Below are 22,209 nucleotides of genomic sequence, written 5' to 3'. Positions count from 1 at the left end.
TAAACTATGGATGTAGAATTTTAAATTGCTTTTTAATTAAATGACAAATAAGAAAAGTTTTTGTATAATAAGGTAATCAAAGGAAAGATTATTATGGTGAAAATTGGCATAACCGGAGGGGTCGCAGCAGGAAAATCTACCGTGAGTGCTTATCTTAGAAAAAAAGGTTTTTTAGTCATATGTGCTGATGAGGTATCAAGAGAGCTGACTAAAAAAGGCGGAGACGCTATAGCAAAAATACAAAAAGAGTTTGGCAAAAGTTATTTTGACGAAGAAGGGAATCTTATAAGAAAAAAGCTCTCAGACCTGATTTTTTCTTCTGAAGAGGCGAGAATTCGCTTAAATTCTATAATGCATCCTTTAATACTTAGAGATATTGAAAAACAGCTTAGTAAAACAAGTGAAAATGTAGTCTTTATCGACATGCCGCTTTTATATGAAATAGGCCTTGATAAAGCTGTAGATAAAGTTTGGCTTGTATCAGGGGATATGGATATAAGAAAGGAACGCTTAATAAAGCGAGATAAGATAACTAAAGAGAAGGCTCTTAATATAATAAAGTCCCAGCTTAGCGAAGAAGCAAAAAAAAGCCGGGCTGATGTCATAATAGATAATTCCGGAGATATAAAAAACACATATCTTAGACTAGATGGACTTATAAGGGATCTTAATATTTAAAAAGCAGGTGAGAGGTCATGTACTATAACAAGAAAAACAAAAATAAAACCAAAAGAAATTTAAAAATAGCGATAATAGTCCTTTTGGTTTTGGCTGTTCTTGCTGCTGCGGCTTATTTTGGATATCCGCAGCTACAAAAGTATTTATATCCATTGAAATATGAAGAAGAGATATTAAATGAAACAGCTAACTTCGATTTATCGAGCGCACTAATTGCCGCTATGATATATACCGAAAGTGGCTTTGATGAAGATTCGGAGTCTGCCGCAGGTGCAGTTGGCCTTATGCAGATAATGCCGGACAGCGGAGAGTGGATAGCCGGTAAATTAGGTATAGAATTTAAAGACAGTATGTTAAAGGACCCGGACACAAATATAAAACTCGGCTGCTGGTATGTAAGCTATTTACTAGACCGTTTTTCAGACACGGAGACCATGCTTGCGGCATATAATGCAGGGCCTAATAAAGTTGCAGACTGGCTTAGTGATGTAAGTTATTCATCAGATGGGAAGACGCTAAATAGCATACCTTACGGTGAGACTGAAAAATACGTTGAGAAGGTACAGGGAGCTTACGATGTTTACAAGAAGATATACGACCTTAGCTAGAATACTTATAATTGCTTTGGCATTGGCGGTATTTTTGTCTGCATGCGGCATAACCGAGACAGACACAGAATCAGACGGTAGCGGGATAACAAGTACAGACATATCGGGCTCTGTTTATGTTGCAATACCAGAAAACGTAAGCGACAATCCTCTTAAAACCAAAAATGTGGACATGCTTAACTTTGAATCTTTGATATTTGAAGGGCTTATATACATAGATAATGACGGGTCTTTTAAGTCCCAACTGGCAGAAACTTGGAGCGTAGATGCAGACGGCAAGACATGGACTTTTTCTTTAAGGCAGGGTATAAAATGGCATGGGGACAATGGTGAGTTTAAGGCAAGTGATGTTATATTTACTTTGGATACTCTTGCTAATTTAAGCACTGATGATTCTGTCTATGCAGGTATAAACGACATTATAGAATCGTATGAGGCGGAAGGAGATTATAAGGTTAAGATAGTTACAAAATCCGTTAATAACAGCATCTTATACCATTTAAACTTCCCAATAATACCAAAGAGTTATTATCAAAGCGGCTTTGACAGCAAAAAATATATCGGTACAGGAGCTTACCAGGTGAGTAAATCAGACGATACCGGTATAACCCTTGAAGTTAATGAGTCCTGGTGGAAGACAAAACCAGTGAGTATTAAGGACATAGTTGGTTACATAGTAGGTGGCGAAGAAGAGGAACTTAACCTCTATGAGGCGGGCGTACTAGATATAGCTACGATATCTAAGCTTGCATCCAGCCAGTATAAGAACGAAGGCGTCACAAATGTAACTTCGTATATGACACAGTACTATACGTGTTTAGTACCAAATTTTCAAAATGAGTATTTATCTGATGTATCTATCAGAAAAGCAATAGCATACTCGATAGACAGGAGCAACATAATCTCAAATGTGCTGCTTGGCAACGGCGTAGCAACGGACTTGCCTATCCCGCCTGATAGTTGGCTTTATGACCAAAAGAATACGATATACGAATATAACCTTCAACAAGCTGAGACCCTTTTAAATGGGCTTGGATATACTGAACGCGATGAAGAGACGGGAATCTTAAAAAATAAGGTTAGAAATTCCGGTATTACTCTTAACCTGTTGGTGCTTGAGTCAGACAGTGAAAAGTACTTAATAGATTTGGCTGAAATCATAAAAGAAGACCTGCTAGCTGCAGGTATAGAAGTCAACATTGAGGCTAAATCTTTTAGCTCATATAAATCTGCTTTAGATAACAAGGAGTTTGATTTAGCGATCTGCACTTTTTATTTAGACAAGAACCCAGACCTGTCGGCATTTATGAATTCCGACGGTAGCTTAAACTATTCCGGGTATTCAAACAGTGCAGTAACCTCTCTTATAGAAAACTGCAGGAAGGCAGTTTTAGATGCAGACTTTGAAAATGCATACGAGGCGCTTGGGGCGCAGTTTACCAGCGATCTGCCTCATATACCGCTTTACTTTAGGACGTATTCCCTTTTGTCTCGTGCGTCTATAGAAAACATAACCGGGCTTAGGGAGTTAAATATTTTTTCCTCGATAGTTGACTGGAATGTGATTTCTTAAATATACCCTTTTAAAATAAATAGGAGAACTTATGCCACTTGAATTTATACCGCTTTTCAGCGGTTCGTCCGGCAATTCGATTTATATCGGTAACGGGCGGACTTCGATTTTAATAGATGCAGGTGTGTCTGCACAAAATATAAAAAAAGCGCTTGCAGCCGTCGGTAAAGATATTAGGAGCTTAAACGCGATACTTGTTACTCATGAACATACAGACCACATACGTTCAGTAGGCACGCTTTCGCGCAATTATGATTTGCCGGTTTACGCTAACGAAGGCACTTATATAGCTATGCAAAATAAGATAGGGGATATAAGGACGAAAAACACCTGTATAATAGAGGAAAGCAATCTATATATAAACGATTTAGAAGTAGAGTGCTTCAGTGTCCCTCACGACGCAAAGGACCCGGTAGGGTATAAAGTAACATATAAAGGTGTATCTGTCGCCTGCGTAACGGATTTAGGAAAGCTGAGCGATGATATAACAAAAAGGGTCTCGCGCTGCCAGATGGTATTGCTTGAGGCAAATCACGATATAGAAATGCTCATGTCCGGCAGGTATCCGGAGCGTTTAAAAAAACGTATATTGGGAAGAAAAGGCCACCTCTCAAATGAGGATGCAGGAAGAGCTGCCGTTGAATTTGCCAAAAGGGATGTAAGGGGCATAATCCTGGGGCACTTGAGCATCCATAACAATAAAAGTGAAATAGCATACGAAGAGGTTTTTTCTGCACTCAATGGTGCAGGGGTAAAAGAAAAAGATATGATACTCGAAGTCGCAGCGAGAAGCGGCTCTAAAAGAGTTTTTGTAATTGAACCATGAATATATTGATTGCTGCCGTCGGAAAAGTAAAAAAAGAACATAAAATGCTCCTAGACGAATATTTAAAGCGCTTAAAAGCATTTGCCGCGCTTAATATTACTGAAGTAGCCGAGGAAAAGCTGAACGATTCGGATGCCGCTTCAATAAAAAAGGCAGTGGAAGCGGAAAGCAAAAGGTTAAGTGAGGCATGTAGCGGATATTATAAAATAGTATTGACTCCTGAGGGAAGAGAAGTTTCGTCTGAAGAGTTTTCTCAGGTTTTATCGAAAGTAAAGATGGGATCTTCAAAAGTAGCATTTATTGTCGGCGGTTCTTATGGATTGTCTGATAGTTTAAAAAAACAGGCAGATAAATGCATCTCATTTTCACGCATGACATACCCGCACGCACTTTTCAGAATAATGCTTTTAGAACAGATATATAGAGCTTTTAAAATAGAGGCGGGGCATACTTATCATAAATAAAAGCACTTTCAAAAGTGCTTTTTTAATTAGAAGAAGTTTTTAAACCATAAATTATGCCACCTACAATAATAAGCAGTGAAATAGCAAAACAAAGCGATATACTAAAAATGTCTGTTAACCCTAGGGCAATAGAGATTACTAAAAATGCCATTAAAAATGCCCCAATTAAAATATAAAGAAAACTTTTGGTGTATTTTCTAAGTAAAATACTAACGATTACTCCGGCAGCGATGTAAAGGGGGCCGGTAAACGTAAGGATAAGATCCAGCGTATCCCTATCAGATAAAGGAATGCTGTTTACCATGATCCATGTCATAGAGGACAAAAGGCCAATAGCTACAGCCAGTATCCCTCCTAAAATCAATAAAAAGAACGCTGTTTTTCTCATAAATATCTCCTGCTAATAAAAAATTTAAGCTTTTGAAAAGGCACATCCGCAGTAATTCTGGCGGTATATGCCGTATTCCCGGCAAAGCTTAATAGACCTTATGAATCCGCCTTTTTTCTTAAAGTCTGCCGGCAAGAAATTAACTTTAAATTTTTCGCTGAGCATTGTACCAATGTCGTTTATTGCTTTGACATCTTTATGGGGGCTAATGGTCAGCGTTGTCGTAAAATAATCATATCCGCTTTGCTTTGCGGTTTTTGCAGTTTTATCAAGCCTTAAATTAAAGCAGTTTTTACATCTTACTCCGCCTTCTTCTTCTTTTTCAAGCCCGGATGCTGCTTTTAAAAATTCCTCTTTATCATATTCCCCTATAACGAGCCGGACATTTGGATGAACCTTGTCTATTAAGCGTTTCAGTTCGTTTAAACGGAGGTCGTACTCTTCCTTTGGGTGTATATTCGGGTTATAAAAAAACGCAGTAATATCAAAATAGGGGGATAGATATTCAAGTACATAACTTGCGCATGGAGCACAACAGCAATGCAGCAGTAGTGATGGGCGGCTTCCCTTTTTGATCTCGTTTAATATATTTTCAAGTTGTAGCTGATGATTTATTTCATTCATATACTTATCCTAAACATGTAACCCTAACAGTGCAGTTGCTATCGTAAAATATAAAAATACGGAGCAAGCATCTACTATCGTCGTTATAAGCGGAGATGCCATAATAGCTGGGTCTAGCTTCAATCTCTTAGCTATCATAGGCAATGAGCAGCCAAGCATCTTTGCAAGGATTATAGTGAATATAAGGGTTATTGCGGTTATAAGCGCAATTGCCAAGTCGTGATACATTAAGTAGATACGAATTGCATTTATAATAGATAATACAACTCCAACGACTAATGCTATCCTGATTTCTTTAAACAGTGCAACAAAATAATCTTTTAGCTTTATTTCCTCAAGAGCCAGGCCACGGATTATAAGAGTAGAAGTTTGTGAGCCGCAGTTGCCTCCGGTGTCCATAAGCATAGGTATAAATGCTACGAGTAGCGGAAAAGTTGCAAAGGTATCTGTATAATTGGTAATTATAATTCCGGTTATCGTTGAAGATAACATCAAGACCAAAAGCCAGAGTATCCTGTTTTTTGCATGTGTTAAGACAGACATCTTAAAATAGGATTCTTCACTTGGGCTGATAGCAGCCATCTTTTCAAAGTCTTCCGTGTTCTCATCCTGCAATACGTCGATAGCATCATCGACCGTGATTATACCGACCAGGCGCTGTTCTTTGTCTACTACGGGGATAGCCAAAAAACCGTATTTGTCAAAGAGCCTTGCCACAACTTCTTTATCTTCCAAAGTTTCGACGTAGATAATATTTTGCTCCATTATATCGCCGATTTTACAGCTTGGCTCTGAAAGCAGCAAAGTTTTAACTGATACGATGCCGGCAAGCTTTCTGTTTTCATCGGTTACGTAACAGGTGTATATAGTCTCTTTATCTATACCGGTGCGGCGTATCCTGTTAAAGGCGTCCTCAACTGTCATGCTCCTTTTAAGGCTTACATATTCGATAGTCATGATAGAGCCGGCACTGTCGTCCGGATATTTTAAGACTTCGTTTATAATACGCCTCATTTGGGAGGAGGTACTTTCAAGTATTCTGTTTACAACATTGGCGGGCATTTCTTCGATGATGTCAACTGTATCATCTAAATAAAGGTCGTCAAAGACTTCTTTTAGTTCTCCGTCACTGAACGCCTGGATCAAAAGCTCCTGCATGTCGCCGTCTATGTTAGTAAAAGTATCGGCCGCAAGCTCCTTTGGAAGGATACGGAAAAGAAGGGGAATCTTGTCCTCTGGAATTTCTTCAAACAGTGTTGCAATATCGACAGGATTCATATTTTTTAAGATAGCTCTTAAATCGCTTATCTTTTTATTTTCGAAAAGTTCGAGAATTTTTTCAATATCCATTTTGTGTTTTCCTCCTTTTTTAGTATTGGTAGTTTTTTAATAAAAACCTAAAAGAAAGTAAAACACAACTCATATGGGTTTAAAGCTTATGATAGAAAATGAACGCATATATGCCCCATTATTTTCATAAAGCTTTTTCCGATATTCATTGTGCTATTACTACTGTGGTACGCGTCCACTTTCTGTTCACCTCACTTATCTTTAAACTTAATTGTAATAAAAAATCCTCTGCCAGAGCTTAAACAATAGCATGAGGAAAATAATTCATCTTGAAGACAAAACAAAAAATTTTACTACCGTTCAAGCTTTAGCTTCAAAGGGCAATGAAATTGCATTAGGATATGCCTTGTGTTCGACACATCCTGCTGACCTTCTCATAGTGTCTCCACTATTCCGCGGCAGCAATCCGTATCCCTTTGGTAGCCTTACCTACCGAAGTTTTTTACCTGACACTATAATAACAAAGTATGGCTTTGATTGTCAATCGTTTTTACCTTTATATCAATAAAAAATCTGCATTTTAACGTAAAAAAAATATGTTATAATTAAAAGGTCAAAGGGGGCAGCTTTAATAATATGATAAGAGAAAAATCCTGCTGTTTTACCGGGCATCGCCCTAAAAATTTTTTATTTGGGTACGATGAAGAAAGTTTTAGCTGCGTAGCTTTAAAACGGCTGCTGTTGGCCGAAATAAAAAATAAGATAGTCAACGACGGGGTAGATACATTTTATGTCGGCATGGCTCTTGGGGCAGACCTTTGGAGCGCTGAAACAGTCTTAAGCCTTAAGAAGAAATACGATATTAAGTTGATATCAGTTATACCTCATAAGGGTCAGGAGGCCAGGTGGAGCGCGGCAGACCAGAAAAGGTATAACGATATACTTAAAGCAGCAGATGAGAGTGTTATATTAAACGACAGATATCTAAGATGGTGCATGCAGCAGAGGAACAATTATATGGTAGACCACTCAGCCCATATAATAGGTATATTCAGTGGCATGCCGGGAGGGACAAAAAACACACTTGAGAGGGCCCGAAAGAAGGGGCTTAGCATAGTCATAATAAACCCGGATAGCCTGGCCGTTGAGCGGTTTTCTCCCATAAAAAAGTTTTAAGATTAAAAATTTTAAACACTTTTGAAATTAGAATTAAAGCGATTGACAGCCAATTTGTTTTTAGTATATAATACTATTTGTCACGAGCGAGGATGGCGGAATTGGCAGACGCGCACGTTTGAGGGGCGTGTGGGCAACCGTACGGGTTCAAGTCCCGTTCTTCGCACCATTGAATGTTCCTAAGGACAAAAATAGGCTGACATGTCGTCGGCCTGTTTTTGTTTTATGCAGATACTATAAAATAACGCAAAATAAAATATCAATTTATTATCGCATGATTTATAACCGGTCACTTCATATAATCTGCTGACATTCAGGGCACCAGTATACCGCACCGCCCATGTATGCAGCTTTTTGTATTATTGCTCCACAGACTGGACAGGGGCTTCCAACTGTATTTTTGCTTAGGATGGTTTTGTACCCACCAGCATTGCCAAATAAATTCTTCTCTGTATCCCTTCCGCCAAGCCTGGTCATTTCCGTAAGTATCTCCTTTACAGCATGAAACAGCCTGGTATAATCCCGTTCCGCCAGCGTTCCCATTTTTTGCTTCGGATGGATACCGGCCGCAAAAAGAATGTCTTGTAAAACACCGTTGCCGAGCCCCGGGATTCTCTGCTCAGTGGCAAGATATGCCTTGGCTGAGAGCTTATCTGTTCCTTCGATACGCAGAGTATCAAAATACTCCCTGTCAAAAGCATCATTTATTGGCTGGGGTTTTTCTTTTGCGATTGAATAATATTTGTTACCATATTGACCATCTTTAAAAGCAAGCACTGTACCGTACATCTGAACTGTACAAACCGCTGCACTATTATCGTCAAGCTCAATCAAAAGCTGGTGTTTAGACGGTGCTTCGTTTACATCACTGTAATACTTCAAGCTTGCTCCATCACCGAGAACGATACGGCAGTTGCCAGCAGTTATCTCCACCATCGCTCCAATACCGGAACTGCTTCCGATAACCTGCCCGCTAAGCAGTGTATTATATTCTAGCGGATCGCCATGATAAAACGCAAATTTATGCGGGGAGGCATTAGCAATGACCTTTTTGATTGTTTTGCCGCGTAAGGTTTCATTCAGTTGCCTGGCAATAGTTGTACTCTCGGGTATTTCAAGCATAACGGTACCTCATTTTAATTCTTATTTCGTCAATAACTTTCACAATACTTATTAACAACTAAATTTTATTATACTATATGTAAAAATAAAACCATAACGTAAGATAAAAGCGGGTACTCACAATATTCGTTTGCCTGATGCCAAAAAATCTTTAATTTATGCGGGTTTCCAAGTTTGTCCTTAGAACTGCACCATAAAAACCACGTTTTTACGTGGCTTTTTATTTTCTTGGTTGCATATTTAACTATTCGTTTTTAAAATGTTCCATTGTGCTTATAACGATTTTACGCTGCTCTTTAGTAAGAGTTCCCCATAGGACGAGAAGCTTTTTCTGCTCTGTAGTAAGGGGTACACTCTCACCTTCTTCAGCGAAAAACTGTGCAAGGGTTATACTAAACGCCTGGCATATTGCTTCCATCGTTGGGTAAGTTGGGGCATTATTTCTTTTAAAAAGATGCGAAATAGTGGACTGCGACAAACCAGCTTCCTTGGCTAGCCTGTATTTAGACCATTTTTTTTCGTCCATTAGTTGTTTGATATGTTTTTGTATATCCATAAAGTCTTAATTCCTCTCACGCTACTATTATAGTTGCACAAGAGGCAATAAAATAGTTGTAAAACGTATAATATATATGGTATCATAGCACTATAAAAATGAACACATGCTATATACAAGCAAATTTAACGTGGAAAAGGGTAGATAAATGGGTGAAGAAAAAGATTTAACGCATATCTTTGAAATTATTGCAGAAGAGAATAATACAACGGTGGAAGAAGTCAGAAAAGAAATTGAAATTGCAATACAGTCAGGATTTAACAGTAACGACCATAAGGCACGCTCGCAATGGGCTAAGATACCAAAGAAAGGTGAGGTACCAACCCCAGACGAATTAATAGATTATATCATTTTACAATCAAAGCTAAGTAATTTTGAGGGGCTGTCTTAATTACTATTTTTTGTTTAACGATAATATAGTTTGCATAATTATATCTAAACGGTATATTCGTCCGTGAAAAAGCCGCTTAATTAAGCGGCTTTTTTCTATATTATGGAATAGTTTTATATTATATTTAAAATTTAATAATATATTAAAAATGAATCTCTTGACTAGTATTACATACTTCTGCTAAACTTGCATATGACTGTAAAATTAATTTTATATCATAAGAAACAGGAGAATAATAATGGACTATAAGATTATATCAGACAGCGGCTGTGACTTAACTAGTGACCTTAAAAAAGAATTGGATGTAGAAGTGGTTCCTTTGTCTATGACGCTGGGAGATGATACATATATAGATGACGAAGCACTGGATGTTAATAGCTTTATTGAAAAGATGCAGATATATAAGGGCCAGGCAAAATCCGCCTGCCCGTCGCCGAATGACTTTATTAATAAGTGCAAAAGAGATGCTACAACTTTTATAGTAACGCTTTCATCTAAGCTGTCCGGCTCTTTTAACAGCGCGAAAATAGCAAAAGACATGCTTAAGGATCAGGGAGTAGACGCCCATGTCTTTGATTCTAAAAGTGCTGCAGCAGGGCAACTGCTGATCGTAAGAAAAATACGCGAACTTATAAACAGCGGTATCGGAAAAATAGAAATCATCCAAAGGATAGAAGATTTTATAAAAAAGACCAAGACCTTTTTCGTTCTTGAAAATTTGGACAACATGGTAAAGAACGGAAGAATGAGTAAAATAACAGGTATAATCGCCGGAGTGTTGAACATCCGCCTGGTTTTAAGAGGGGATTCAAACGGCGAGATAGCGCTTCATTCAAAAGCAAGAGGCGCACAGCAATCTATATTAAGGCTGGCAGAAACGATAGGTGAGACATGCACAGACACAAAGGACCGCATACTCGCAATTACGCACTGCAACAACTTAAAGCAAGTAAATAGGCTGATAGATATAGTGAAAGATAAATATTCTTTTAAAGAAATAATAGTAGCGCAGACAAAAGGCTTAACTAGCATGTATGCTAACGAAGGCGGTATAGTAATAGCGTTTTAAATTAAAAAGAGCTCAGGACCTGAGCTCTTTTTTTGTTTTAAAGTGGCAGCCTTTTTTTTCTAAATATGAGCACGCCGGCCACGAAAAGGATAACTATCATACCTATATAAATAAGGTCAGAGCCAAGGACAGAAGTTCCACGGACCAGCTCTACCGGGTCATATAATCCGTATATAGAAATATCTTTTAATATTTCAGCGCCACTCGCTGCACCGCCAAGCATATTCATGAGCAAAAACGCAATAGGTATCCCGGCACCAAAGCCTAAAGACATCTTAGTATCGTTAAACAGGCAGGAGAAGAAAAAGCTTATCATCATAACTGCCATATTTATTAGCATAGTCGTTACATTAAGCTTAAAAAATGCACCTATGTCAAGCGTACCAGGGAAAGCAGCTTCACAGACGAAAACGCCGACTCCGAAAAGTGCTGCAAAAAGCACCGCTATTGATATAAGAGCATAAACTCCCTGAGTTAAAATTATCTTTACTCTGGAATTCGGAGTAGATAAAAGATATGCAAAAGAGCCGTTGTCTACCATCTTTGCAACCAGCCTGTTGCCTAAAATTATGCAGTAGACCATAGGGAAACCAAACATCAGCATCCCATAAAGCCAGCTGGCTAAATATCCGCTTAAGTCTGTAACTAGATTTGAAAAGCCCATTGCCTTCATAAGCTCTTCTGGGAACATTTTTATCATATCAGTTATAGCAGACATGTCTTCCGGGTTGTACATGCTTATCATGACAGTTAGATACATCGTGAGAACGCCAAAGAATATTGCAAGTAGCAGCCAGTTCTTTTTAAATGTCGTTTTAAATAACGTATAGCTCATTATTTTTACTCCTTACCGTAAAATTGCATAAAAACGTCTTCTAAAGACTGTGTCTTAACGTCGAAGTTAAGAACGGTAAACTGAGAAACTGTTTTAATGAAAAGATCTGTGTTATCCCCTGTAACAAAAGTCTCGATAGAACCATAAGGTGCTGTGCTGACCTCAAAACCAGCTGATTTTAATTTAGAAGTTGCCTCGGATATATTTTCGGGCTTTATCAAAAAGCCTTTCCGCTGGGTGCTTTTAAGGCTTAAAACGTCTGATCGTTTTACTATCCTGCCGTCTTTTATAATTAAAACGTTGTCGCAGGTGCGTTCAACCTCTTCGAACATATGGCTACTCATGAGGATGGTTTTGCCCCTCTTTTTCTCTTCATTTATAAGCTCTACAAAACGGTTCTGCATCAAAGGGTCTAGGCCGCTTGTCGGTTCGTCTAATATAAGCACTTTAGGGTCATGAGATAAGGCGGCGACAATGCCTAGTTTTTGCTTCATTCCTTTTGAAAATTTCTTTATCTTACCTTTTGGGTTAAGCTCGAACATATCGATTAATCGGTTTTGATAATCTAAGTTTTTGGTTCCTCTTAAGTCGTTTATGAACTTTAAAAACTCATCGCCGCTCATTCCGTCTATAAAAGATATTTCGCCCGGTATATATCCCAGGTTTTTTTGGATTTTGGTTGCGTCTTTGATACAATCAAGCCCGTCTATTGAGCACTCCCCGTTGTTTGGCTGCATAAAACCAAGAAGCGCGCGGATAGTCGTGGTTTTACCTGCGCCGTTAGGGCCTAGATAGCCCATGACTTCGCCTTGATTCACCGTAAAGTTTACATCGAACACGCCTTTTCCGCTTGAGTATTTCAAAGTCATATTATTTACGTTTATCAAACTTATCCCTCCCTTGAGTTGGAGTAAAATTACTAAAAATTAAAGAGTTAAAATTGTTTTAATTTTATCTCTTTAAATCTATATGGTCAATATATTTATATAAATTATAAAAAATAGCAATAAAAAAGGCTGGTGCTTTACCCAGCCTTAGTTATAAAATGTGTATTATGTTGTTTCGGCACTCTGTGAAGATTTTTCTGGAACCAGTGCCAGTATGCCACCTACTACGAATAGTACGGAAGCGATGATGCCAAGGCCGGTGAATAGGCTTGGTATCGCAGCGACTATCATTAGAATACCTGCTACAATGTTTTTCTTTTTAGCTAAAGCCCCGCCGACTATGCCGAGGATTCCTCCTGCAATGCTCAAAATACCAATAAGCCAGAGCGAACCGGAGACTGCATCGACAACGGGTTCCTGGATGTCTTGCGTAACTTCCCATCCGTTTGATTCAAGTTCATCTGCAAGATTGTCTAGAACGTTCCCGGCATTATTCACTAAAGCGCCTGTAAAAATAAAGACAATTGCAAAAATTATTGCGAGAACGCCTCCAACGATACCGAGTACTAAGCTAGCTGTTTTCATAATATACCCTCCTTTTTTAATGTACATATCATATTATTTTATGACATTTGAAATGTCGGATAGAATAAATAAAAAACTGGCTTAATTATTCAAAAGAAGTGATAAATGAAATTTTATGTAAATATCATATCATAATTACAAAATTTGTCAATATTCAGGCCTTATTAGGTTAAAGGGCTATATTTTTCATTATTCTAACAATTATATGGACATAATAATGAAATGGTGAGAACATGTTATAATAGACGAAAAATTAAGGCATCTTAGCCAGCATATTTTTTCGCACCATAATTTTAGGAGGGAAGCGTTTGTATCCGGATAAGATTTATTATGAAAGTGCCGTTTTGTCATATGATTTGGGAAAATACTTAAAAGATAAATTCAAAGATGTCCCTTGGATTTATATAGATAATCACAATAATATTGAGCAGCTTAGGAAAAACGAAAACCAGGAATTTGCAAGGATGAAGCAGCATCTTATAATTGGCGTGAGAAAGTCATTAAAATTTACGCCTAACCATAAAGTATCTGATTTTTTAGTTCCGTATACGTCGTCTGGCTGCAGTGCTATGTGCCTTTATTGCTATTTGGTATGTAATTATAACAAGTGCTCGTATTTAAGGCTGTTTGTGAATCGTGAGGAAATGCTTGATAAGCTTAAGAAAACTGCTTTAAACTCTGAAAAAGATTTAGTTTTTGAAATAGGGAGTAACAGCGACCTGGTTTTAGAAAATACCATTACTGAAAACCTTGAATGGACGATTAAAGAATTTGGCAATAGTGAAAAGGGGTTTATTACTTTTCCGACGAAGTTTGATATGGTAGATCCGCTTCTTTCTTTAGAGCATAAAGGCCGCACTATAATGCGGATGAGCGTAAACCCAAGCGAGATAATAAGAAAAGTAGAGTTCGGCACTTCGCCTCTTTTAGAAAGGATAAGGGCGATAAATTTGATGTGCGAAGCAGGATATAAGGTAGGCATATTGATTGCGCCGGTTATTTTAATAGATAACTGGAAGAAGCTTTATAAGGAGCTTATTATAAGGCTCGCCGAGGAGCTTTCCGAAAAAGTAAAAAAACAGCTCTTTATAGAAGTCATATTCATGACGTATAGTTACATACACCGTGCGATAAATAAAGATGCGTTTCCAAATGCAATAGATTTGTTTGACAAAAACCTGATGACAGGCCGGGGCAGGGGAAAGTATTGGTACAAGGAAGATGTAAGGGCAGATGGTGAACGGTTTTTAAGGGAACAGCTGTCTACTAACCTAAAAGGTGTCCCTATAATTTATGTGGTATAGGTTTTTCATGATAAAAAATAAGAGCCCATTAGCTTTATTGCTAAAAACAGGGCTCTTTTTAATATTAGAAAATTAAAAACATAAAATTATCTTTTAATCACGTATTCTACTGATATATCGACGTTCCCTCTAAGCAGGGCCCAGAGGGGGCATATACTTTCCTTAGCAGATTTAATGGCTGAAAGCATGTCTAAATCTTCAATATCCTTTGACGTTATCGTATATTTAACTTCTATTTTGGACAGTGCTTTTGGATGGGTTCCCCTGACATCACCGCTTGCGGAGATTTTTAAATCGGATACTTCCTTTTGCATTTTATATCGGAGAAGGGAAACTAATGTGGTACCAAGACACGATGCAAAGCTTATCAAAAGGAGCTCTTGAGAGGTATAGCCTTCGCCGTTTCCTATAGGTGGAAAATAATCTAACACTAGGTCGTTATTATTACGTGCACTGGCTCTTAATTTTGACTTGCCGTCGATTAATTTAAGGTTTACGCTAAGATCGCTCATTTTTTGCTCCTTTTAACTTAAAAATAAATCTTATTAAGATAATAACCCTAAAAATTTATTTTATCAACTTGAAATTTTAAGGTATATGGGAGCATTTAATCGCGTATAAATATAAGTGCAGTAAAATATACTAAAATAAAAAAGGAGTGGATGGTATATGATAGATTTAGTACCATTTGGCAAAGATAGGGATAATTATCTAGATTACTTTTTTAGTGATTGGCCTTTTAAAAGAGAAGAATTCAGAAAAAACCTTTCAGTATTTAGGGTAGATATAGTAGACCAGGGGGAGAGCTATAAGTTAACGGCAGACCTTCCCGGAGTAAAGAGAGAAAATGTAGATGTGAGCATAAACGGCAATCTGCTTTCGATATCCGTAAACAGCAGCAGTGAGGAAAACGATAACAACCAGAACTATGTTCGCCGGGAGCGGTTTTATGGAAAATATGTGCGCAGCTTTGACATATCTGATGTAGACATAAAAAGTATACGAGGGGAGTTAAAAGACGGTATATTGACTGTCAGTCTTCCCAAAAAGGAAAGAGAAAAAAGACAAAGCAGGAAAATAGAGATAACTTAAAAAAGCTGGAATTAACCAGCTTTTTATGTTAAGCTTAAGTTATCGAGATATAGCTATCTAAATCGTCTGGGGGAGTTATGGTAACTTCCTTTCCGGGGTTGTTTATATTAAAAGCACATTTGACATTCGCATTTAAAGGAGTATTGTCTGCTGTACAGCTAATGTCATATTTGATAACTTCGCTGGTTAAATACCCCTCGGTATTGTAACTGAGCGTTGCCGATAAATTTCCAAATTTAAATGAACTAATACCACCAAAGTTTTCAAGCAGCGTGTCCATATTAAAAAACATGCTCGTTAATTTGTCTTCTATTTTTTCACCGCTTAAAGATAAAGTAATAGTAGACCCATGTTCCGTTTTTGTGAGCCGTGCCTTTTCTAATAATTCTTTGTCGAATAGGTCTACGTTTACTACAGCATAGTTGTTTTTCATATCGTCAAGCGACATTTCTTGTTTATATTTATTTTTAGAGGCTGATAAGTACACGTATCCACCTTTGTAATAAACCTGGCTAGTGGTTTCGGTGTCGAGTATCGTCATAGACGTATTTACGAGGTATTCCGGATCTGAATTTAGGCTTTTAGATTTTAAAATCATATTCATAGGTATTTTAAGTGTTTCACCATTAAGCTCCATATCCATATTTACGTCGACAATCATATCCAGGCTGTCAAGTTGGTTGAACTTTTCAATACCGGTACTGTATACCTCATAGATTTTTTCGCTGGAGTTACATGCAGTAAGCATGATTAGGGCGCAAATTGCAATTATAGGCGCCAGAATCTTTTTCATATGATACCTCTTAACTAGGTTTAATTATGCAAATAGTATATCCAAATAAGCTTAAGATGTAAATAAAAACTCTGTATATTTAAAACTTTGTTAACTTGTATATTTAAAACAGGCAAAAATTACGCATAATATACTAAATAAAGTACTTTAAAGGAGGGAGTCTTAAATGAAAAAATGTGGTTTTACGGCTTTGATATTTATATTGATGTTGGTTTCTGCATGCGGAAATTTAAGCGGCAACTATACTGGCGATATCTACGACAGCAGGATATACATGCAAACATTTTACAGTGCAGAAAGTGAAAAATACGATTTTTCATCTATGTCAAACCTTTCTTCAGGGGAAATTAAAACATATTACCAAGGGACTGGGAATATAGAGTTTGAAGATCAATTGGTGTATACTTCTGGAACGGATGAAAATAAAACGGAGATTGCCCTTTTTAAAGTTAAAGAAGCAGTTGATTTAGAGGATCTGGTCTATATAATATATTTAAGAAAAGATGAAGTGGAAACTACATGGCAAAGCAACAAAGGTAATTGTGATATTGCTATTAACAATAATTACGTATTATTTGTCGTAAACCAGCATGCAAGTGATATATCCGATGATTTTGACGAATTATTTGACGTTCAATGTTGGTAAAAAAGCAAATAAAAAAGCCATAAGCCGTTCGGCTTATGGCTTTTTCTTAATCTTCTACCCTAATTGTGTTTTTAATGGCTATTACATCGCTTAGTTCTTTTATTTCTGAAATAGCCTGTTTAAACGAAATTTCTTTTGCCTTGTGTGTTATAAATATAAGTGGCACTTCAGAAGAGTTCCTGTTTTTTTGTATAACAGAAGCAACACTTACATTATATTTGGCAAATATCCCGGCAACTTTGGCTAATACGCCCGGCCTGTCCATAGAGATCATATTGACGTAAAAAGCGCTTTGCCAGTTGTTGTTAAACGTTATATCGTTTGATACGCTTTCCGTATTTTTAAATGTTGTATACCTATGCTCGCTACACCTGCTTGCCATTATAATGTCTGAGACGACTGCGCTTCCAGTAGGCAGGTCTCCTGCACCTTTTCCATACAGCATCATCTCGCCAACTGCACTGCCGTACATAAATACTGCATTAAATGCATCACGTACGCTAGCAAGCGGATGGGAGGCCTTTATCATAGTAGGGTGGACGCGCACTTCAATGGTGTTTTCACTTTTTTTGCCGATGGCCAAAAGCTTTATGACGTACCCAAGCTCTCTTGCACTGTCTATGTCTTCCCTTGTTATGTTAGTTATGCCCTCACTGTATATGAATTCAAGCGGAACACGTGCGTGGAAAGCAAGTGAAGAAAGTATGGACAGTTTATATACTGCGTCGTAACCTTCTACGTCGTTTTTAGGGTCTGGCTCGGCATAGCCCTTAGCCTGCGCCTCTTTTAAGACATCTAGATAATCCCGGCCTTGCTCCATCATAGTTGAGAGTATATAGTTTGTCGTCCCGTTTATTATCCCCATTATATAAGAGAAATTATTAGCCTGTAGAGAATCCCAGATAGTTCTTATAATCGGGATCCCACCGCACACGCTTGCCTCAAAGTATAAACCAACGCCGTTATCCTGGGCAGTTTTATTAAGAACCGGCCAGTGTTTTGCTATTAGCTCCTTATTAGCAGTGACGACTGACTTGCCGCTTTTCATAGCACGCATTATATAGTCTTTTGCAGGTTCTACGCCGCCTATGGACTCTGCGATTATAGAAACGGTATTGTCGTTTATGATATCGTTGAAATCTTCAGTGAGTAAAGACTCAGGTACATCTACCAAGCGCTTTTTAGTTTTGTCGCGGACCAATATCTTTTTTATGTTAATATCGAGCCCTTCTCTATGCATAATGTCTTTTTTATTTCCGGATAAAATCTTATACACGCCAGAACCGACGTTGCCAAGACCAAGTAAATCTATATTTACACTCTTCAAAATAATTTCTCCTCTCGTTCAAGATTATATATCAATTCTGAGTAAAATTCTTTTTATATAAGATGTTTAGCCCGGTTAAAGTAAGAGTAGGGTTTATTATGTCTATCTTTTTAGTCAGCGGCGCAACTATATTAAATAGCCCGCCCGTAGCGACGACTTTAGCCTTCGGGACATTTTCTTTCATTTTAGTAATCAAGTATTCCACCGTACCTACATATCCAAATATAATACCGGATTGCATGGAAGTTATTGTACCGGTGCCAATTACACTTTCCGGTACGGTCAATTCCACATGGGGCAGCTTGGCTGCATTTTTTGTAAGTGCTTCCGTAGCTATTTTGATCCCGGGGCATATCGCCCCACCCAAAAAATCCCCTTCTTTTGATATAACGCCAAAAGTTGTGGCTGTTCCAAAGTCTATGATAATTGTAGGGCCTCCGTAAAGGTTATAAGAGGCAACTGCATTAACGATCCTATCCGCTCCTAACTCTTTTGGGTCCTTATACTTTATATTTATACCGGTCTTTATGCCGGGGCTTACGAACATGGGCCTTATGTTAAAGTACATACGGCACATATGGTCTAAAGTATAATTAACGGACGGAATGACAGAAGAAATTATAACACCGTTTATATCAGATGGTGAAATATTGTATCTTTCTAAAGATGCGCATATCACTATTCCATATTCATCTGCTGTTTTATCAGCTAAAGTACTTAATTTAAATGAATGTATAAGCTTATCTTCTTTAAAGACACCGCACTTTATATTAGTGTTTCCTAAATCCAAAACAAAAATCACGACTTTAATTTTTTCCCTTCGTATAAGTTATATTTGTATATGCTTAAGGGCTCTAACGATCGGCGGGCAAATTATTCCCATAAAAATAGCTTCCGGGATGCCGTTTGTTAGAACCAAAGATCCGACAAATGCTAAATTTACAGCCGATATGTTAATAAACAGGGCAAGCAGCATGCCTAAGAAAAACACTGTGTTCGTAAGTGACGCTGCAACTGATGAAACGGTCAGAGACAAATAATTGTGTTTGTCACTTTTAGACATGGCTTTGTATACGAGATAAGTGGCTATTGGTACCAATAACCGCGGGATAAAGATTATTAAAGGCATCTTTACCCAGAATAAAGAATCAGACATCAAGACGGTTATCACGGCAGTTGGGGCTGCCAGCATCTGAAAAAAGATTGTTGCACCAAATATAAATCCAAGAAAAAGGCCGCTTCTTAAACCTAAGGTAAGCGTGCCGACTGCAACAGGCAGGCAAAGCAGCGTTATTTGTACTGGCCCTATCGGTATATAGCCGATAGGCGTTACACCAAGGACGATACAGATTGCTGCCAGGGCGCTATTGAGCACCAATTTTTTTGTTTTACTGTTCATTTTACCTCCGCTCAGGTTCTTAAAAAAGATACCCTGCATTATTTATTTTGTTCCTTTAAAAGAAACAATTTAAATAAATTATATCAGTTTTATTTAAGTTCATCAATAACTTAAATTTTAAGTGTTTAAGGGAGTTAGTTGAGAAATGCAAGCTCGTAGTTTAGAAAAAGGCAAAAGCCTATCCAAAGGATGGTAGGAAGTATTATATAAGAGCATACTTTATTTTTTTCAAATACCCGTTCAAACAATACAACTGAGGATACGAACAATATTCCAAGTGTCAAAAGGGCGCCGTTTAAGCTTTCTAATTGATAAAATATATAGCTATATAATGGGAAGAGCATCAAGGTAAGCAGGAAAAACAAAAGCGCATCGCTTAAAGTTGATACGTCTTTGCTTGATAAGTATATAGAAAAGGATATTGCGAGAGAGAGCATACACATGCAGCGTGCAACTAAAAGGACTTCGCTGTTTACTTTAAATACAGTTTTTTTAAGGCCTTCGTAAAACGTAGGGTCCATAGCGAAACTTTCAGACAGCATTAAGCAAAACAGAGTGAGAATAGATACCAAGATTATCTTTAAGGCAAAGAAAATACGATTGTTCATAAAATATGCACCTCAAAAAGATTATATGAGGGATTTTTATAAAATATTTACGTATTTGGCAAAAGAAAAAAGCCTCACCTAAATAGGTGAAGCTCTTTTCTAAAAGGTTCAAACTAGCACTTTGAGCATCCGCACCCGCCGCAGCAGCAGAGAAGTATGATGATAGGTAAGATGCAGCTACAGGAATTGTCTCCACACCCGCTTCCTCCGAAAAAGGAATTATTACCATTCCCACAGCAGCAGCAAAGTAGTAAGATAATCCAAAGGCAATTATTGTTATCGCAACCACAACCCATTTTAAAAATCCTCCTTGAAATAACATTTTTTTGTTTGGTTTACAATGTATAATACGCAGAGGCTAAAAAATGGGTGACAGCTTAATATATATTTTTATAAAACAATGAAACTTTTTAAAACCTGAGTTTTGTTAAGATAAACGGCGCTACTTCATCGATCTTCATACGCAGCTGTTGCATAGTATCCCTGTCTCTAACTGTAACGGTGTCATCGTTTAAAGTATCGAAGTCTACTGTTATGCAGTAAGGAGTTCCTATTTCATCCTGGCGGCGGTATCTTTTCCCTATGCTTCCGGTTAAGTCATAATCTGTATTAAAGCAGGAAGAGAGCTTTTCATAAACTTTATCTGCCTTGGGTGAAAGTTTCTTTTGAAGCGGCAATACCGCAGCTTTAAAAGGAGAAAGGGCCGGATGCAGGTGAAGAACTGTCCTTATATCACCGGACTCAAGAGTTTCTTCGTCGTATGCGTCGCATAAAAATGCAAGAGCAACACGGTCTGCACCAAGAGACGGCTCTATGCAATACGGCAAAAAGCGCTTTCCGTTTTCAGGGTCTATATACTCTAAGTTTTCACCGGAATGGTTCTGATGCTGTTTTAAGTCAAAATCCGTTCTGTCCGCAATGCCCCAGAGCTCGCCCCAGCCGAACGGGAATAGATATTCTATGTCTGTAGTTGCATTTGAGTAATGCGAAAGCTCTTCTTTTTCGTGGTCTCTTAGTTTTATATTTTCTTGTTTTAAACCTAGGTTTAAAAGCCAGTTGTGACAATAGTCCTTCCAATACTTAAACCACTTAAATTCTTCTTCCGGAGCACAGAAAAACTCAAGTTCCATCTGTTCGAATTCCCTTGTTCTGAAGGTAAAGTTGCCCGGAGTGATTTCATTTCTAAATGATTTGCCTATTTGGCCGATGCCAAAAGGCAGTTTTTTTCTGGATACCCTCATAACATTTTTGAAATTGACAAAAATGCCCTGCGCCGTTTCCGGGCGAAGGTAAATTTCCGCAGCAGAATCCTCCGTAACGCCTTGGAAAGTCTTAAACATTAAGTTAAACTTTCTTATTTTTGTAAAATCGTTTTTACCGCAGGAAGGGCAGGGTATGGCGTATTCTTTTATTATCTCTTCGAGCCTGTCGTTTGAGGCTCCGTTTATATCGATGTCAAGGCCATTTTCATTGACATAGTCTTCTATTATTTTGTCTGCTCTAAACCTTTCGTGGCAGGCTTTGCAGTCCATCAAAGGGTCGTTGAATCCGCCGACGTGCCCGGATGCTACCCAAACTTGCGGGTTCATTAAAATTGCACAGTCAAGCCCTATGTTATAGGGAGACTTATGTATAAACTTATTCCACCATGCCGCTTTAACGTTATTTTTAAATTCTACGCCTAAAGGGCCGTAGTCCCAGGTATTGGCAAGACCACCATAAATTTCGGACCCTGAAAATATAAAACCGCGCTGTTTGCATAAGCTGATTATCTTGTCCATGGATTTTTGCATATATTTAAAACTCCTTTAAAGGTTTTTTTATAGTCTGGTTTAATATTTAAATATTATATATGGGGCATTAAAAAGTCAAGCTACTTTAATATATACTTTTGCAAAACCTTGACAAAAAATTGGCACAGAAGTAAAATATCTCTATCAAATCTTAAAATAAATATGTTAGGAGACG

27 protein-coding genes, 1 tRNA gene and 1 riboswitch are annotated in these 22,209 nt (G+C 37.8%); of the genes, 12 read left to right on the top strand and 16 right to left on the bottom strand.

The window, feature by feature from the left end:
• The first annotated feature begins 93 nt into the window (after nucleotides 1-93).
• From coaE to R2876_01855, 5 genes are read left to right on the top strand one after another with little or no spacing between them, the layout of a single operon-like run.
• Nucleotides 94-678, top strand: a complete 585-nt coding sequence (gene coaE, locus R2876_01875; protein ID MEZ4357368.1) for a dephospho-CoA kinase — start codon at nucleotides 94-96, stop codon at nucleotides 676-678.
• A 17-nt stretch (nucleotides 679-695) separates the two neighbouring features.
• Nucleotides 696-1,286, top strand: a complete 591-nt coding sequence (locus R2876_01870) for a lytic transglycosylase domain-containing protein (GenBank protein MEZ4357367.1) — start codon at nucleotides 696-698, stop codon at nucleotides 1,284-1,286.
• Nucleotides 1,213-2,859, top strand: coding sequence for a peptide ABC transporter substrate-binding protein (locus R2876_01865; protein ID MEZ4357366.1), 1,647 nt, complete (start codon nucleotides 1,213-1,215; stop codon nucleotides 2,857-2,859). The genes R2876_01870 and R2876_01865 overlap by 74 nt, the downstream gene beginning before the upstream one ends.
• Nucleotides 2,860-2,890: 31 nt before the next feature.
• Nucleotides 2,891-3,685 carry an MBL fold metallo-hydrolase gene (locus tag R2876_01860; GenBank protein MEZ4357365.1) on the top strand — a complete coding sequence of 265 codons (795 nt, stop codon included), beginning with the start codon at nucleotides 2,891-2,893 and terminating at the stop codon, nucleotides 3,683-3,685.
• Entirely contained in the window at nucleotides 3,682-4,149 is a 468-nt protein-coding gene (locus tag R2876_01855; protein ID MEZ4357364.1) for a 23S rRNA (pseudouridine(1915)-N(3))-methyltransferase RlmH, read from the top strand. The genes R2876_01860 and R2876_01855 overlap by 4 nt, the downstream gene beginning before the upstream one ends.
• A 22-nt stretch (nucleotides 4,150-4,171) precedes the next feature.
• On the opposite strand, the gene R2876_01850 is transcribed toward R2876_01855, so the two are convergent.
• Genes R2876_01850 through mgtE form a run of 3 tightly spaced genes read right to left on the bottom strand, consistent with a single transcriptional unit; the run spans nucleotide 4,172 to nucleotide 6,511 of the window.
• Nucleotides 4,172-4,537 carry a hypothetical protein gene (locus R2876_01850; protein ID MEZ4357363.1) on the bottom strand — a complete coding sequence of 122 codons (366 nt, stop codon included), beginning with the start codon at nucleotides 4,535-4,537 and terminating at the stop codon, nucleotides 4,172-4,174.
• A gap of 24 nt (nucleotides 4,538-4,561) precedes the next feature.
• The gene (locus R2876_01845; GenBank protein MEZ4357362.1) at nucleotides 4,562-5,161 is read right to left on the bottom strand and encodes an epoxyqueuosine reductase QueH; all 600 of its coding nucleotides are present in this window, start codon (nucleotides 5,159-5,161) and stop codon (nucleotides 4,562-4,564) included.
• 9 nt (nucleotides 5,162-5,170) lie between these two features.
• A complete protein-coding gene (gene mgtE / locus R2876_01840; protein ID MEZ4357361.1) occupies nucleotides 5,171-6,511 on the bottom strand; it encodes a magnesium transporter in 1,341 nt (446 codons plus the stop codon).
• A 287-nt stretch (nucleotides 6,512-6,798) separates the two neighbouring features.
• Nucleotides 6,799-6,955, bottom strand: a riboswitch (M-box (ykoK) riboswitch).
• Between the two features lie 132 nt (nucleotides 6,956-7,087).
• On the opposite strand from mgtE, the gene R2876_01835 reads away from it, so the two are divergent.
• Complete coding sequence (locus R2876_01835; protein MEZ4357360.1) at nucleotides 7,088-7,627, top strand: SLOG family protein; 540 nt, start codon at nucleotides 7,088-7,090, stop codon at nucleotides 7,625-7,627.
• 86 nt (nucleotides 7,628-7,713) lie between these two features.
• Nucleotides 7,714-7,796: transfer RNA gene (locus tag R2876_01830), tRNA-Leu, on the top strand.
• A gap of 125 nt (nucleotides 7,797-7,921) precedes the next feature.
• Here R2876_01830 and R2876_01825 read toward each other — a convergent pair.
• Nucleotides 7,922-8,749, bottom strand: coding sequence for an endonuclease VIII (locus tag R2876_01825; protein MEZ4357359.1), 828 nt, complete (start codon nucleotides 8,747-8,749; stop codon nucleotides 7,922-7,924).
• Nucleotides 8,750-8,993: 244 nt separating this feature from the next.
• Nucleotides 8,994-9,305 (bottom strand): helix-turn-helix transcriptional regulator, encoded by a 312-nt coding sequence (locus R2876_01820; protein ID MEZ4357358.1) that lies wholly within the window; start codon nucleotides 9,303-9,305, stop codon nucleotides 8,994-8,996.
• Between the two features lie 148 nt (nucleotides 9,306-9,453).
• On the opposite strand from R2876_01820, the gene R2876_01815 reads away from it, so the two are divergent.
• Nucleotides 9,454-9,696, top strand: coding sequence for a sporulation initiation factor Spo0A C-terminal domain-containing protein (locus R2876_01815; protein MEZ4357357.1), 243 nt, complete (start codon nucleotides 9,454-9,456; stop codon nucleotides 9,694-9,696).
• Between the two features lie 238 nt (nucleotides 9,697-9,934).
• Nucleotides 9,935-10,765, top strand: a complete 831-nt coding sequence (locus R2876_01810) for a DegV family protein (GenBank protein MEZ4357356.1) — start codon at nucleotides 9,935-9,937, stop codon at nucleotides 10,763-10,765.
• 37 nt (nucleotides 10,766-10,802) lie between these two features.
• Here the strand turns inward: R2876_01810 and R2876_01805 are convergent, their stop codons facing one another.
• The 3 genes from R2876_01805 to R2876_01795 form a co-directional block, all read right to left on the bottom strand.
• Nucleotides 10,803-11,600, bottom strand: coding sequence for an ABC transporter permease subunit (locus R2876_01805; protein ID MEZ4357355.1), 798 nt, complete (start codon nucleotides 11,598-11,600; stop codon nucleotides 10,803-10,805).
• A 5-nt stretch (nucleotides 11,601-11,605) separates the two neighbouring features.
• The gene (locus R2876_01800) at nucleotides 11,606-12,487 is read right to left on the bottom strand and encodes an ABC transporter ATP-binding protein (protein ID MEZ4357354.1); all 882 of its coding nucleotides are present in this window, start codon (nucleotides 12,485-12,487) and stop codon (nucleotides 11,606-11,608) included.
• 165 nt (nucleotides 12,488-12,652) lie between these two features.
• Complete coding sequence (locus R2876_01795) at nucleotides 12,653-13,072, bottom strand: DUF4064 domain-containing protein (GenBank protein ID MEZ4357353.1); 420 nt, start codon at nucleotides 13,070-13,072, stop codon at nucleotides 12,653-12,655.
• A gap of 308 nt (nucleotides 13,073-13,380) precedes the next feature.
• Here R2876_01795 and R2876_01790 point away from each other — a divergent pair, with 308 nt between their 5' ends.
• Nucleotides 13,381-14,376: a radical SAM protein gene (locus R2876_01790; protein ID MEZ4357352.1), complete on the top strand. Its 996-nt coding sequence runs from the start codon at nucleotides 13,381-13,383 to the stop codon at nucleotides 14,374-14,376.
• Between the two features lie 86 nt (nucleotides 14,377-14,462).
• On the opposite strand, the gene R2876_01785 is transcribed toward R2876_01790, so the two are convergent.
• The gene (locus R2876_01785; protein MEZ4357351.1) at nucleotides 14,463-14,888 is read right to left on the bottom strand and encodes an OsmC family protein; all 426 of its coding nucleotides are present in this window, start codon (nucleotides 14,886-14,888) and stop codon (nucleotides 14,463-14,465) included.
• 157 nt (nucleotides 14,889-15,045) lie between these two features.
• On the opposite strand from R2876_01785, the gene R2876_01780 reads away from it, so the two are divergent.
• Nucleotides 15,046-15,468 (top strand): Hsp20 family protein, encoded by a 423-nt coding sequence (locus R2876_01780; protein ID MEZ4357350.1) that lies wholly within the window; start codon nucleotides 15,046-15,048, stop codon nucleotides 15,466-15,468.
• 34 nt (nucleotides 15,469-15,502) lie between these two features.
• On the opposite strand, the gene R2876_01775 is transcribed toward R2876_01780, so the two are convergent.
• Nucleotides 15,503-16,261, bottom strand: coding sequence for a DUF6612 family protein (locus tag R2876_01775; protein MEZ4357349.1), 759 nt, complete (start codon nucleotides 16,259-16,261; stop codon nucleotides 15,503-15,505).
• A 166-nt stretch (nucleotides 16,262-16,427) separates the two neighbouring features.
• Here R2876_01775 and R2876_01770 point away from each other — a divergent pair, with 166 nt between their 5' ends.
• A complete protein-coding gene (locus tag R2876_01770) occupies nucleotides 16,428-16,907 on the top strand; it encodes a hypothetical protein (GenBank protein MEZ4357348.1) in 480 nt (159 codons plus the stop codon).
• A 46-nt stretch (nucleotides 16,908-16,953) separates the two neighbouring features.
• Here R2876_01770 and R2876_01765 read toward each other — a convergent pair whose 3' ends face one another.
• The 6 genes from R2876_01765 to R2876_01740 all read right to left on the bottom strand — a co-directional run bounded on the left by R2876_01765 (nucleotide 16,954) and on the right by R2876_01740 (nucleotide 22,034).
• Nucleotides 16,954-18,234 (bottom strand): homoserine dehydrogenase, encoded by a 1,281-nt coding sequence (locus tag R2876_01765; GenBank protein MEZ4357347.1) that lies wholly within the window; start codon nucleotides 18,232-18,234, stop codon nucleotides 16,954-16,956.
• Nucleotides 18,235-18,265: 31 nt separating this feature from the next.
• Nucleotides 18,266-19,036: a type III pantothenate kinase gene (locus R2876_01760; GenBank protein ID MEZ4357346.1), complete on the bottom strand. Its 771-nt coding sequence runs from the start codon at nucleotides 19,034-19,036 to the stop codon at nucleotides 18,266-18,268.
• 27 nt (nucleotides 19,037-19,063) lie between these two features.
• Nucleotides 19,064-19,633: an ECF transporter S component gene (locus R2876_01755; protein ID MEZ4357345.1), complete on the bottom strand. Its 570-nt coding sequence runs from the start codon at nucleotides 19,631-19,633 to the stop codon at nucleotides 19,064-19,066.
• Between the two features lie 134 nt (nucleotides 19,634-19,767).
• Nucleotides 19,768-20,241 carry a tryptophan-rich sensory protein gene (locus R2876_01750; GenBank protein MEZ4357344.1) on the bottom strand — a complete coding sequence of 158 codons (474 nt, stop codon included), beginning with the start codon at nucleotides 20,239-20,241 and terminating at the stop codon, nucleotides 19,768-19,770.
• Nucleotides 20,242-20,354: 113 nt separating this feature from the next.
• The gene (locus tag R2876_01745) at nucleotides 20,355-20,537 is read right to left on the bottom strand and encodes a chorion class high-cysteine HCB protein 13 (protein MEZ4357343.1); all 183 of its coding nucleotides are present in this window, start codon (nucleotides 20,535-20,537) and stop codon (nucleotides 20,355-20,357) included.
• A 114-nt stretch (nucleotides 20,538-20,651) separates the two neighbouring features.
• A complete protein-coding gene (locus tag R2876_01740) occupies nucleotides 20,652-22,034 on the bottom strand; it encodes a glycine--tRNA ligase (protein MEZ4357342.1) in 1,383 nt (460 codons plus the stop codon).
• Between the last annotated feature and the right edge of the window lie 175 nt (nucleotides 22,035-22,209).

This window comes from Eubacteriales bacterium (genome assembly GCA_041390245.1).
Classification (GTDB): domain Bacteria; phylum Bacillota; class Clostridia; order Christensenellales; family JAWKQI01; genus JAWKQI01.
The sequence above is the reverse complement of the archived record's forward strand: the minus strand, read 5'-3'. Positions and strand labels throughout refer to the sequence as shown.

Bases quoted from the DNA above. Each gene is read 5' to 3' on its own strand.
- coaE (MEZ4357368.1), top strand. From the start codon at position 94: ATGGTGAAAATTGGCATAACCGGAGGGGTCGCAGCAGGAAAATCTACC.
- R2876_01870 (MEZ4357367.1), top strand. From the start codon at position 696: ATGTACTATAACAAGAAAAACAAAAATAAAACCAAAAGAAATTTAAAA.
- R2876_01860 (MEZ4357365.1), top strand. From the start codon at position 2,891: ATGCCACTTGAATTTATACCGCTTTTCAGCGGTTCGTCCGGCAATTCG.
- R2876_01855 (MEZ4357364.1), top strand. From the start codon at position 3,682: ATGAATATATTGATTGCTGCCGTCGGAAAAGTAAAAAAAGAACATAAA.
- R2876_01850 (MEZ4357363.1), bottom strand. From the start codon at position 4,537: ATGAGAAAAACAGCGTTCTTTTTATTGATTTTAGGAGGGATACTGGCT.
- R2876_01845 (MEZ4357362.1), bottom strand. From the start codon at position 5,161: ATGAATGAAATAAATCATCAGCTACAACTTGAAAATATATTAAACGAG.
- mgtE (MEZ4357361.1), bottom strand. From the start codon at position 6,511: ATGGATATTGAAAAAATTCTCGAACTTTTCGAAAATAAAAAGATAAGC.
- R2876_01835 (MEZ4357360.1), top strand. From the start codon at position 7,088: ATGATAAGAGAAAAATCCTGCTGTTTTACCGGGCATCGCCCTAAAAAT.
- R2876_01825 (MEZ4357359.1), bottom strand. From the start codon at position 8,749: ATGCTTGAAATACCCGAGAGTACAACTATTGCCAGGCAACTGAATGAA.
- R2876_01820 (MEZ4357358.1), bottom strand. From the start codon at position 9,305: ATGGATATACAAAAACATATCAAACAACTAATGGACGAAAAAAAATGG.
- R2876_01815 (MEZ4357357.1), top strand. From the start codon at position 9,454: ATGGGTGAAGAAAAAGATTTAACGCATATCTTTGAAATTATTGCAGAA.
- R2876_01810 (MEZ4357356.1), top strand. From the start codon at position 9,935: ATGGACTATAAGATTATATCAGACAGCGGCTGTGACTTAACTAGTGAC.
- R2876_01805 (MEZ4357355.1), bottom strand. From the start codon at position 11,600: ATGAGCTATACGTTATTTAAAACGACATTTAAAAAGAACTGGCTGCTA.
- R2876_01795 (MEZ4357353.1), bottom strand. From the start codon at position 13,072: ATGAAAACAGCTAGCTTAGTACTCGGTATCGTTGGAGGCGTTCTCGCA.
- R2876_01785 (MEZ4357351.1), bottom strand. From the start codon at position 14,888: ATGAGCGATCTTAGCGTAAACCTTAAATTAATCGACGGCAAGTCAAAA.
- R2876_01780 (MEZ4357350.1), top strand. From the start codon at position 15,046: ATGATAGATTTAGTACCATTTGGCAAAGATAGGGATAATTATCTAGAT.
- R2876_01775 (MEZ4357349.1), bottom strand. From the start codon at position 16,261: ATGAAAAAGATTCTGGCGCCTATAATTGCAATTTGCGCCCTAATCATG.
- R2876_01770 (MEZ4357348.1), top strand. From the start codon at position 16,428: ATGAAAAAATGTGGTTTTACGGCTTTGATATTTATATTGATGTTGGTT.
- R2876_01755 (MEZ4357345.1), bottom strand. From the start codon at position 19,633: ATGAACAGTAAAACAAAAAAATTGGTGCTCAATAGCGCCCTGGCAGCA.
- R2876_01750 (MEZ4357344.1), bottom strand. From the start codon at position 20,241: ATGAACAATCGTATTTTCTTTGCCTTAAAGATAATCTTGGTATCTATT.
- R2876_01745 (MEZ4357343.1), bottom strand. From the start codon at position 20,537: ATGGGTTGTGGTTGCGATAACAATAATTGCCTTTGGATTATCTTACTA.
- R2876_01740 (MEZ4357342.1), bottom strand. From the start codon at position 22,034: ATGCAAAAATCCATGGACAAGATAATCAGCTTATGCAAACAGCGCGGT.